General features: G+C 44.7%; 10 protein-coding genes. 8 read left to right on the top strand and 2 right to left on the bottom strand.

Features of this window, described 5'->3' with window-relative positions; genetic code table 11:
* Positions 1-8: 8 nt before the first annotated feature.
* The 8 genes from CTY48_RS17210 to CTY48_RS17175 all read left to right on the top strand — a co-directional run bounded on the left by CTY48_RS17210 (position 9) and on the right by CTY48_RS17175 (position 10,042).
* On the top strand, positions 9-2,327 hold the full coding sequence (locus CTY48_RS17210; RefSeq protein WP_099469679.1) for a DUF454 family protein: 2,319 nt from the start codon (positions 9-11) through the stop codon (positions 2,325-2,327).
* Between the two features lies 1 nt (position 2,328).
* On the top strand, positions 2,329-3,321 hold the full coding sequence (locus tag CTY48_RS17205) for a heme-binding Shp domain-containing protein (RefSeq protein WP_099469678.1): 993 nt from the start codon (positions 2,329-2,331) through the stop codon (positions 3,319-3,321).
* Positions 3,318-4,283, top strand: coding sequence for a heme ABC transporter substrate-binding protein IsdE (gene isdE, locus CTY48_RS17200; RefSeq protein ID WP_236355013.1), 966 nt, complete (start codon positions 3,318-3,320; stop codon positions 4,281-4,283). Before CTY48_RS17205 ends, isdE begins: the two co-directional genes overlap by 4 nt.
* Before the next feature lie 12 nt (positions 4,284-4,295).
* Positions 4,296-5,327: a FecCD family ABC transporter permease gene (locus CTY48_RS17195; RefSeq protein ID WP_331463197.1), complete on the top strand. Its 1,032-nt coding sequence runs from the start codon at positions 4,296-4,298 to the stop codon at positions 5,325-5,327.
* A complete protein-coding gene (locus CTY48_RS17190; protein ID WP_099469676.1) occupies positions 5,317-6,132 on the top strand; it encodes an ABC transporter ATP-binding protein in 816 nt (271 codons plus the stop codon). The genes CTY48_RS17195 and CTY48_RS17190 overlap by 11 nt, the downstream gene beginning before the upstream one ends.
* Positions 6,133-6,143: 11 nt before the next feature.
* On the top strand, positions 6,144-7,919 hold the full coding sequence (locus CTY48_RS17185; RefSeq protein WP_099469675.1) for an ABC transporter ATP-binding protein/permease: 1,776 nt from the start codon (positions 6,144-6,146) through the stop codon (positions 7,917-7,919).
* Between the two features lies 1 nt (position 7,920).
* Positions 7,921-9,627, top strand: coding sequence for an amino acid ABC transporter ATP-binding/permease protein (locus CTY48_RS17180; RefSeq protein ID WP_099469674.1), 1,707 nt, complete (start codon positions 7,921-7,923; stop codon positions 9,625-9,627).
* 82 nt (positions 9,628-9,709) lie between these two features.
* Positions 9,710-10,042: a nitrous oxide-stimulated promoter family protein gene (locus CTY48_RS17175; RefSeq protein WP_099469673.1), complete on the top strand. Its 333-nt coding sequence runs from the start codon at positions 9,710-9,712 to the stop codon at positions 10,040-10,042.
* A gap of 86 nt (positions 10,043-10,128) precedes the next feature.
* On the opposite strand, the gene pfkB is transcribed toward CTY48_RS17175, so the two are convergent.
* Together pfkB and CTY48_RS17165 are read right to left on the bottom strand one after the other, a co-directional pair.
* On the bottom strand, positions 10,129-11,058 hold the full coding sequence (pfkB, locus tag CTY48_RS17170; protein ID WP_099469672.1) for a 1-phosphofructokinase: 930 nt from the start codon (positions 11,056-11,058) through the stop codon (positions 10,129-10,131).
* 9 nt (positions 11,059-11,067) lie between these two features.
* Positions 11,068-12,114, bottom strand: coding sequence for an aldo/keto reductase family protein (locus CTY48_RS17165; protein ID WP_099469671.1), 1,047 nt, complete (start codon positions 12,112-12,114; stop codon positions 11,068-11,070).
* Positions 12,115-12,131: the final 17 nt, after the last annotated feature.

Below are 12,131 nucleotides of genomic sequence, written 5' to 3'. Positions count from 1 at the left end.
AAGGATATATGAAAAAAATATTAAATGGAATATGTGTCGGACTGGCATTTTTATGCCTCGGAATCGGCTCAATCGGGATTGTATTGCCGTTGCTTCCCACAACGCCCTTTTTGCTTTTAGCCCTAATTCTCTTTGCAAAAGGCTCTGAGCGCTTTCATAAATGGTTTAAGGGAACCCAATTATATAAAAGGTATTTAGAGACATATGTAGGTACAAAGGCAATGCCGCTTCGCACAAAATACCAAGTGCTGGGGATGATAAGTGTCCTGTTTACTTTTGGATTTATTTTTTCTCCTGTGCTGTGGGCGAGAATCGTCATTGTAGTTGTGTGGATTGGACATTTTTACTTCTTCCTTGTCAGAATGAAAACGGTGGAAGAAGAGGATGAGAAAAAGAAAAAAACAAGCAAAAAATCTTTAAAAGGAGCTTGGAAAAAAATTTTTTCCTCTCTTTTTATTGGATGCTTTGTGGTGTATCTGCTCTGTGGCGGCTGGTCAAATGAGGACAGAGAAAGCTTGCCTCTTGCAAAAGCGGAGACGACACTTGCAGATGGAGTATATACGGTTCCTATCAGCCTGTGGCATGCAACAAATGATGCCGCAAGCATGGGAAACGGAGCATTGAATCAGACCGGTAAGCTCATAGTGGAAAGTGGAAAAGCAAGTCTTTATTTGAATTTAAAGAGCTTTTCCATGTATGGGCTGACCGGAAATTTGATTCAGTTCGATTTGCTTGAGGATATCACCTATAACGAGTATAAGTACCCCGATTCTTACAAGCTTGTTGCAAGTACAGTAATCAGTACTTATGCTACCGTGGATGAATATAATGCAGCAAATGCAGCAGACGTAAACTGCGCGGGAAAACTTTATCCCAAAGTAGTTTCGGTTCCCGTGACAATCAATACGGAATACACATGGGCGCACGTTTATGTGCCGATTATGGGAAGCTTAGGCTTTGGCGACCAGCTTTGCAGGATTAAGGTGGATTATTCGGCGGTCAGTCCAATAACAGAGGAAGAAGCAGCGCTGTGGAGTGAGTACGAAACAAGCGATGTATCGGAAAATACGGGCGAAGATACAGACACTGATACGGACGGAAACACAGATGAAAATTCAGGCGGCGACACTGACTCCGGCAACGGGGGAAGTACGACTTCGCCTTTGGATAAAGATAATCTATCAAACGGAAAGTATAATGTCTACGTCGATCTCTGGCACGCTACCGCCAATCAGGCAAGCATGGGCAATGCAGCGATGAATCACACAGCATTGCTCACAGTAAAGGATGGCGTCTATACCCTTGATTTTACCACTCACCCAATGACAGTAGGAACTATAACAGCGTGTTTGCAAAGCGTACAGATTGAGCAGGCAGACGGAAGCTATGTCTATGCTCAGATAACGGCAAGTAACAATACGGTAGACGGTGTGGCGATGCCGAGCGCATTTTCCTTTACACTGCCCTCCAAGGGAGAATATACAAATGTAAAAATTGATCCCAAGGTGGCGGTGATGGGAACAGACCCGCTTCCTGCAAGGTTTAAAATAAGCTGGGATACGTTGACTGCCGTTGCGGATGATGCTGTAGTGGAAGAAAATACGGAGACTTCGACGGAAGGGCTTAATTCCCCGGCAGTGGATTTGACGGATAAGACGACAGGGATCAGGATTAAGGCAGATGCTAATATACTTATCTCAGGAGTCACAATGAAGGTGACGGAGATTTCCTCCGGCAGCAGTACATACACGACAGTAGCAGCCCTTCTTTCTGAGATAGCGACAGAGTTTGCGGCTTACGATATCACGCTGTACAGTTCAGCGGGTACAGCTGTAGAGCCAAGCGGTATGGTAACGGTATATATTCCCGTGCCAAGCAGCTATGATACAAGTCTGACCGGCGTATATCGCATAAAGGATTCGGCGAAAAGTAAGCTGACAACAACAATCGAAGATGAATATGCGGTGTTTGAGACAAGCAGCTTTAGTAAATTTGCAGTTGTCGATACAGGCAGTGTAACAAAAAGTACGCTTCCGACGACAAAAAGTACAGGAACACTTTCAAAGAAAACTACCTCCTCGTCTATCAGCGCAGCAAAAACAAGCGTGAGTGGAGGAACTGGCACGGCCCTGCAAAATACCGAAGAGCAAAATGCAGCAAAAGAATCGGACAGTCCGGTTACTGTTTTGGTACAGCAAAACGGATTGCAGATGAATGAGGCGCTGACCTTGCTTTTAGTCGGGATTACAATCGCAGGTTCCATGATTATCATGCTATTTATAATAGGATTTATTTTGACAGACAGTTTAGTAAGGAGGCGAAAATAGGTTGAGAAAACAAGTTTTAGACAGAGTTTTAAGCAGGCGGCAAAGAATAGCGGCAGCATTGCTTATTGCAGTTTTTTTCGGAAATATTTTAACAATTCAGACAGTTCATGCCGCTGAAGCAGGAACCGCTTATATGGCAAGTGCAACAGCCTATTATGCACATCCTGTTACAGGGGAAATAGAAGACCCCGGCAACAATGAGGCAATCGGACAGGGGATGACGGAAAGCGTTACCAATTCGACAGCATTGATAGAGCAAATAAATTCGGGCGGTATGTATGCAACGATTCGACTTTCCATGATGGATAACATTTCAAATGTTCGCTTTTGGACACAGGAGTGGGGCGGCTCTGGCTGGACCTCGGCTTCAGCGAGCGTTATGCAGGAAAATGCGGGCGGTGATTATACCTCAGATTTCAGAATAGAGATACCAAATGAAAATGCCGTTGTAAAAGTTCAATTTTATGTAACTCCAATGGGAAGAGATATTATTTATTTTATTGCCTTTTCCAATTTTGCGGAGGGAAGCGGCGACTTTATAGTGAGCGTAGACAGCTCGGCAGGAACAGCGAATACCGAGACAGAAGAAACTCAGACAGAGGATAGCTCCAACGATACAGGCACTCAGACTGTTACACAGGCTGCATCCTCTGCAAAAAGTGCAAATACCCAGACCGTAGGAAGCACAAGCCAAAGTCTTGGGAGTACAGCAGCAAGCAGTGCATTGACAGCTCAAAGCGGCAAAAAGACGGGTGCACAGCTTATTGAAGAAGCAGAAGGACTTGTTCTTTCTGATGAAAGTCTTCTGAATAAGGAGGAGACGGAGTTAAGCACGGAAAATCAGGAGAAAGAAACTTCCCAGATAGTGCCGGCAATGTCTTGGGTATTTGTGCTTCAATGTGTCATTATTCTGACAATTCCCGGGGCGACGGCAGGACTTGTGCTGCTGCTTGTGATGACAGTACAGCGAAAAAGGGAGCGTGATGACCTATGAGAAACAAAACAGAGAAATTGATGAAAAAAGCAGGCTTGATGATATTGCTTTGCAGCTTGACAATGTCGCTTGGAGCATGCGTCAGTTATTCAGACGATGCCGTGAAAGAAGCAAATAGCAGTGCTGTGAATGAAGCTACAGATCAATCGACAGACCCAGCTATCATTGCGACCTCTCCGGCTACGGCAGAAATTTGTGCCGCGCTTGAGCTTTCGCTCGTAGGTGTTCCCCATACCGATGCCTTTGAGATACCGGATGTATATGAAGGGGTAACGGAGGTAGGAACAGCGATGGCACCGGATATGGAGATTGTATCGTCTTTAAATCCTGAGTGGATTTTATCTCCTGTCAGTTTGATTTCGGATTTACAGCCGAAATACGAAGCGATTGACACGAAATATGCTTTTCTAAATCTCTCAAGCGTAACCGGAATGTATAAATCTATTCAGGAATTAGGTGTACTGTTTGACAGGGAGGAACAGGCAGAGAAATTAGTAGATGAGTTTGTGACCTTCTATGATGAGTACAGCGCGAAGCAGGAGGAAAAGGAAAGCCCTACTGTGCTGATATTAATGGGACTGCCCGGCTCCTATGTGGTTGCTACACCGAACTCCTATGTGGGGAATCTGGTGGAGCTTGCCGGAGGGAAAAATGTCTATTCGGAGGAAACCCAGGACTTTATTAATGTAAACACCGAGGATATGCTGGAGAAAAATCCTGACATTATTTTGAGAACGGCACATGCACTGCCGGAATCGGTAATGGAAATGTTTGGTGAGGAGTTTACAACAAATGATATATGGAAGCATTTCGCGGCTGTGGAAAATAATCGTGTCTATGATTTGAATTACAAGCTTTTTCCTATGAGTGCCAACCTGCAATATCAAGAGGCATTGGAAACACTTGAAACAATTTTTTATGGTGACGAGCAGGGAACCGACGGAACGGCACAGGAAGAGTAGGAGATGAGAGTTTTGTATCAGAAAGAAAAAACCAAGAATGACAGCCATTCTTCTAAAAAGAAAGTAATAAAAGCAATTGTTTCTTTTTTCCTAACCTTTTTTTTGTTTGGTCTGGTAGTACTATGGTCTGTTAATACGGGAAGCATTGCAATCAGTCCGAAAGAACTGTTTGAGGGACTGTTTGTGGAGTACAGCCAGAAGGTGGCAACCGTCTATGATTTGCGTTTTCCGCGTATTATTATTTCCGTGCTGCTTGGCGCTGCATTGGCGGTGTCAGGTACTTTATTTCAGGCGGTATTGAAAAACCCATTGACGGACCCCGGAATTATAGGAATCTCGGGAGGTGCCAGCTTTGCAGCAGTATTAATCACGGCATTTCTTCCTGCCTTATTTGCATATTTACCCTTGTTTGCCTTTGCAGGTGGACTATTTGCTTTTTTCATCGTGTATTCTCTGGCATGGAAAAGCGGAGTCAGTCCCCTTAGAATTGTCCTTGTGGGTATTGCCGTGAGCACGATGTTTGGCGGATTGTCAAGTGCAATCAATTCCATGAGCGGAGGAAACCAGTCAAGCGTGGCTTCCATCGTAGAGGGCAGCATCACAATGAAAACATGGACGGATGTGCGGACGGCACTTTACTATATACCGATATGTTTAGTAGTTTCACTTATTTTAGCAGGAAAATGCAATCTGCTTTCCCTTGACGACAAAACCGCTCGAGGTATCGGTGTCAATGTAAACCGGGACAGAATGATTATTTCTATGACGGCAGTACTCCTTGCCTCCATTGCAACGGCGGTCGTGGGTGTTGTGAGCTTCCTCGGGTTGATTGTGCCTCATATTGCAAGGATTTTAGTCGGACATAACCATAAGCTGTTACTTCCTTATTCCATGCTTCTCGGTGCGACAGTCTATCTCATGGCAGATACGATAGGAAGAACAATAGCTGCACCATATGAAATCAATGCGTCAATTATCATGGCAGTGGTCGGAGGACCGTTTTTTATCCTGTTACTAAGGAGGCAGAGCAAATATGGCGGTTAATGAAATAATCAAAAAGGAAGAAGCACCTGTTATACAGGTGAAAAACCTGATCTTTTCCTACGAGGAGAAGCAAAAGGGAAAAATAATATTGAACAACGTAGACCTTACAATTCCGAAAGGAAAAATCACAACGCTGATTGGTGCAAACGGCTGCGGAAAATCGACTCTCTTTAATCTAATGACAAAAAATTTGGAGCCGAATCGGGGCAAAATCTATCTGGATGGAACGAATATAAGAGGAATGAAGCAGAAGGAATTTGCAAAACGTGTGGCAATTGTTCACCAAAATAATGAAGCGGCTGCCGATATTACGGTAAGCAGGCTGGTGTCCTATGGAAGAAGCCCGCATCTTGGGATGTTCGGAACGATGAGTGCGAAGGATAAGGAGCTGGTTGACTGGGCACTTGAGGTTACACAGATAAAGGATTTGCGAGACAGGGAGGTAACAAGCCTTTCCGGCGGGCAGCGTCAGCGCGTGTGGATTGCGATGGCACTGGCACAAAAGACAGATATTTTATTTTTGGATGAACCGACGACCTATTTGGATATCCGGTATCAGATTGAGTTGCTAGAAATGATACAGCGCTTAAACCAAGAATATCAGATTACAATCATTATGGTTCTGCACGATATGAACCACGCAGTGTATTACAGCGATGAAATACTTGGTTTAAAAGACGGAAGTGTATTGGTACAGGGAAATCCAGAGGAAGTGATAACAGCGGACTGCATTGAACATATCTATGGTGTGCGCTTAAATGTAGAGAAACTGAACGGCAAAAAAATAGTAATGACCGTTCGATAGAAAGGGAAAAAATGTTTCATAAAAGACTACTAAAAGAATTTAAGGATAATATGAAGTATGTATTCGGCGTGGTGGCAACACAATGGATTATGCTTCTCGCAAATGTACTTTTCGTGTTTGAAAGTGCGCGGCTTCTGGACACAATTCGCCTTGGAAGTACGTCAGCAGCAAACATACAGCGTTATGCGATTATTGCGGCCGTTGTTTTTCTTGTCCGTATCATTATGGCAAAGCTAAGCGGAAGCTTTTCCTTCCAGGCGGCGGTCAACACGAAAAATCAGCTTCGCATGAGGCTGTATGATAAAATGCTCAGACTCGGACCGGATTATCATGAAAAATGTTCAACCTCCGAGGTAGTTCAGCTTTCAACTGAGGGTGTTGAACAATTGGAAATTTATTTTGGCAGATACGTGCCTCAGTTTTTCTATGCGTTTCTGGCACCGATTACGCTTTTTGTTATTGTGGGAACGATGAATATTCCGGCAGCACTCGTACTGCTTGTCTGTGTTCCGCTTATTCCGGGAGCAATTATGGGAGTCCAGAAGTTTGCAAAGAAAATTTTCTCAAAGTATTGGGGTTCCTACACCGAGCTTGGTGACCACTTTTTAGAGTACATACAGGGACTTACTACGATGAAGATTTATCAGGCAGATGAATACTATGCAAAAAAGATGCACGAGGAATCCGAGCAGTTTCGAAAGATGACAATGCGCGTTTTGGTGATGCAGCTAAACTCTATTACGATTATGGACTTGGTGGCATATGGCGGTGCCGTTGCCGGTATTATTGTGGGGCTTCTGTCAATGAAAGCAGGAAATGTAAGCTTTGTGGAGGGAATTTTTATTATATTGATTTCGGCAGAATTTTTCCTTCCGATGCGTCTTCTCGGCTCGTTTTTCCATATTTCCATGAACGGAAATGGCGCAGCAGATAAGATTTTTGGTATTTTAGACCTGCCGGAAGAGACAGACGGGAAAATTGAAAAAATAGAGGATGACACAATTTCCTTTAAAAACATAGACTTTGCCTATCCAAGTGCAAAGGAAAGAAAGGTATTGCACGACGTAAGCTTTCAGGTGAAGCCGCATACATTTGTGGCGTTTGCAGGCGAATCCGGCTGCGGAAAAAGTACGGTTGCCTCCCTTCTTATGGGAGAGCAGGCAGACTTTGCAGGTGAAATTTTGCTTGGAGGTCACGCACTGCATGATATAAAAAGCAGAGTGCGATATGAGAAAATAACAAGAATTAACCATAACAGCTATCTGTTTGCCGGAACCGTGAGAGATAACCTGCAAATGGGGAATTCGATGGCGGATGATGAGGCGATGAATGAGGCGCTTCGGACAGTAAGACTTTATGACTTTATCCATGAAAATGGCGGTCTTGATATGGCTGTCATCGAAAACGCAGACAATATGTCCGGCGGGCAGAAACAGCGTCTTGTGCTGGCGAGGGCAATCCTTCATGACAGCGACATCTATATTTTTGATGAGGCGACCTCCAACATCGATGTGGAAAGTGAAGAGATGATTATGCAGACCGTAAAGCAGATGGCAAAGGAAAAGACAATCATTCTTATATCACACCGTCTTGCCAACATCACAGAGGCAGATGAAATCTTCATGATGGAAGAGGGAAGTATCGCAGAGCATGGAACGCATGAAGAATTGTTAAGAAGTGGCAAGGGAATTTACCGAAAGCTTTATGAAGGTCAAAAGAAGCTGGAGGAATATACGGTATACAGGGAAAAGGTTTCAGAAGAACAGTCACGAAAGGAGGCAATATAGGATGAAAACAGAAGAAAAACAACGTTCTGGCGTGAAAGTCATGCTCGGGCTGATCGGAATGGTAAAGCCTTTAAGCCTTCATATGACAGCAGCACTTGTAATGGGGACAATAGGAAATTTGTGTGCCGTCTTTATCACGGTTTTGGGAACCTACGGGCTGCTGGATATTTTCTCTTCAATCGGTGGAGGAACGCTTGAGGCAGGCGCAAAGGGTGCAATTGGATTAAAGACAGTTTGTATCGCTATGGTGCTGCTTGCGGTTGTTCGTGCCATATTAAAGTATGCAGAGCAGGCATTCAACCATTATATTGCGTTTAAATTGCTGGCAAGAATACGTGACATGATATTTGCGGCATTGCGTCGCATTACCCCATCAAAGCTTGAGGGAAAGGAAAAAGGAAATCTGATTTCACTTATCACCTCCGATGTGGAGCTTTTGGAGGTGTTTTACGCACATACGATATCTCCGATTGCGATTGCGGTTCTTACCTCTATCGTTATGATTAGCTACATTGGAAGAGGTAACTGGATTATGGGCTTCATAGCGGCAGTTTTTTATCTCTTAGTAGGAGCGGTAGTTCCGCTTGTAAACGGAAAACTAGGAGAGAAGAAGGGGCAGATTTACCGTGGCTTATTTGCAAAATTAAATACAATTGTGCTTGATAACCTGCGCGGTATGGGAGAGATTCTCCAATACAATCAGGCAGGGGCAAGAAGAGAAAAAATGGAGAAGCACAGTGATAGCCTAAACCACACGCAGAAAAAGCTGAAGGATTTAGAAAGCACACAGGGCAGTATCACAAACACGGTTATCCAGACAGGAGGTGCTGTGATGCTGATCGTATCAGGGCTTCTCGCAGTGCAAGGTAAGGTAGCCTTTACGGACGCTCTTCTTGCTACGGTGGCGATGATGAGCTCTTTTGGACCGACAGCGGCGCTGAGCAGCCTTTCCAATAATCTGCACCAGACTCTTGCAAGCGGAAACCGTGTGTTAAGCCTTCTTGAAGAGGAACCGCTTGTTGAGGAAATCAAGGAGGGCGCACCTTTTAGAAACGGAACACTTGCGGCGACTGATGTATCCTTCTCCTATCCAAATAGCAGGGAGGAAAGGGTTTTAAGTCACTATTCCGCCACCTTTGAGAGAGGGAAAATAACGGGGATTGTCGGTCCGAGTGGCTGCGGTAAATCCACATTGTTAAAGCTTTTTATGCGCTTTTTTGAGACGGATAAAGGAAGTCTCACCTATCAAGGTGCTGATGTAAATACCATTACAACAAGCGAACTTCGAAGCCACGTTTCGTATGTAACACAGGAAACACATCTGTTTCTGGACACGATAGAAAACAATATCAGGGTTGCCAAGCAGGATGCAACTTTAAAAGAGATTATTTCGGCATGTAAAAAGGCGTCCATACATGATTTTATTATGAAACTACCAAATGGTTACCAGACAAAGCTAAGCGAGCTTGGCGACTCCCTTTCGGGCGGAGAGAGGCAGCGCATTGGTATTGCAAGAGCATTTTTGCATGACGGAGATATTATGTTCTTAGATGAGCCGACAAGCAATCTGGACAGCCTGAATGAAGCGGTTATTTTAAAGGCACTTGCAGAGGAAAAGGAAGACAAAACGGTGGTACTCGTATCGCATAGGAAGTCTACGATGGGAATTGCAGATAAGGTGATTACGGTAGGCAATATCGCGGTGTAATAGAAAGAATACTATTCTGGTAGGGCGGTAGTACACTTTGCGAGCTGCCTGCTGTCACAAAGCAGAAAAGGAGGGCAAATGCATGGATATAAGTGATAAAAGAGAACAGGAAATTGCGGTTGTGGGAAAAATGATAGAGTTATACTGCCGCGGCCATAAGCACAGTAAGGACGGTCTGTGTGAGGAGTGTCAGGAGCTGCTTTCCTATGCCAAAAAGCGGGTCGAGCATTGCCCGCATATGGAAGATAAAACCTTTTGCAGTACCTGCCCAACACATTGTTACAGTAAAAAAATGCGAGATAAAATTAAGGAAGTAATGCGCTACGCAGGACCAAGGCTGATTTTTTATCATCCGGTTTTGACGGTTCGACATGGTATCAATACGATTAGGAATAAGAGAGACAGTGCGGCTTAAAGACCAAAAATCAATATAAATTCAAAAAAATAAATGCCGCAAATTGCGGCATTTATTTTTTGCTTTTCATATTTATAAAAACAATTTTACAGTACTTGAGTTACTGAGACGTCAGGAAGCAGCCGTGCCACATCCTCGGCTCGAAAATAACCGGTTGCCATAGTCAGAGCATTGGCGGCTGAAACTGCGACGCCGTAGCGAAGCATTTCCTCTGGTGCCAGTCCTCTTGAGAGCGCCACTGCAAAGGCTCCCACCATTGAATCGCCGCAGCCGACTGTGTTGACCGGCGTAATCTTAGGAGGCTTTCCGTGAAAGACTCCTTCTTTGCAGACGAGGAGGGCACCGTCAGCGCCGAGAGATACGGTGATATATGCAATACCCAATTCGTGAAGTTTGCAGGCGGCATCTATCACCTCTTCTTGGTTTGTGAGCGGAATACCAAGAAGTGCCTCAAGCTCCTCGATGTTTGGCTTGATTAAGGTAGGGCAGGCAGCAATTCCTTTGACAAGCAGCTCTCCGCTTGTGTCAAGGATGACCGGTCTGCCTTTTTTCTTTATTTTGGCAATTAAATCGGCGTAGATGGAAGTCTCGATTCCAACCGGCACGCTGCCTGAAATCGTGATGACATCGCTTTGCTCAATGAGTTGGTCAATTTTGGCGTAAAGAAGTGCCGCCTCTTCTGGGGTAACAGGTGCACCAGGCTCCAAAAATTCGGTGGAGGAGCCGTCTGAGGCTAAGATGTTGATACAGCTTCTTGTCTCGCTTTTGGTATGAACAAAATCCGTTTTAATGTCAAATTCTCTCAGCAAATCTTCTACATAAGCACCCGCGTGTCCGCCCACAAATCCCGTCGCGGTTATATCTTCACCGCAAAGCTGAATGACCTTTGATACATTTAGCCCCTTTCCTCCGGCGGTATTGGTGCAGGTTTGAACGCGGGTTACCGTATTTTTAGCAAAATCGTCCACCACATATGCCTTATCAATAGCAACATTTAATGTAATCGTAGTAATCATGGCTTACTCCTATTTTTCGTAGCCGTTCCAACCCGGAATCTCGCCGTTAATATCCCACAAATCCTCCCATGTTCCTGCGCCTTCCCAGAGGAATACCTGGCCTTTGATTAAGCGGCAGTTTTTGTCAACGGTGGAGAGAACCTTTAATTCTTCCTCTGTCAATGGATCTTCAAAACTGCAACGAAGATTACTCATGTACTCATTTCTGTGGATGGAGAAAGGAATCGGGGAATGACCTCTCTGCACCGCCCACTTCAGGCAGATTACGGCAGGATGTACGCCGTGTGCTTTTGCAATCTCAATAACCTCCGGCAGCTCGATATCTGCGATATCCTCTTCGGTCTTATCACGGTCTGGTCTGCTAGGGGAGCCGATCGGACAAAAACCAATGATTTCAATGCCGTTTTTCTTACAGTAGTCATACAATTCCGGCTGTTGGAAGCAAGGGTGCAGCTCCATCTCATTGACAGCAGGCTTGATTTTGCAATCTCTTAAAATTAGTTCCAACTTTGGTATTGTTACGTTGGAAACGCCGATGTGCTTCACGAGTCCCATATCAACAAGTCTCTCCATCTGGCGCCAGCATTCCATGAATTCCTCGTGGATGTAAGGTCTGGAAAGAGGATTTCTCGTATCACCGTCACAGCCTGGTGGATGATAGTTCGGGAAAGGCCAGTGAACAAAATAGAGGTCCAGATAGTCAAGTCTTAAATCTTTTAAAGTCTTTGCCACGGAGTAGAGAATTTCTCCCTTGCCGTGCATATCGTTCCATAGCTTGGAGGTAACAAATAGCTCCTCTCTTTTTACGCCTGCATGCATAGCGTTTTCAATCGCAATGCCGATTAAATCTTCGTTTCCGTAGCAGGAAGCACAGTCTACCAGACGATAGCCTGATTTGATTGCGTCCTCAACAGCATTTGCAATGTCAGTAGCGGTAAAGCGGTCTGAGCCAAACGTTCCGATTCCAAGCCCCGGCATTTTGGCACCGGTATAAAGTGTACGCTGTGGAACGAGTGACGGATCAATAGCGTCAATTGGTTTTAAATTTTCTCCCATAATCAGTTCTCCTTTAT

Source organism: Konateibacter massiliensis (assembly GCF_900184995.1).
Lineage (GTDB): Bacteria > Bacillota > Clostridia > Lachnospirales > Lachnospiraceae > Lachnotalea > Lachnotalea massiliensis.
This window is presented reverse-complemented; position numbering and strand designations above follow the sequence as displayed.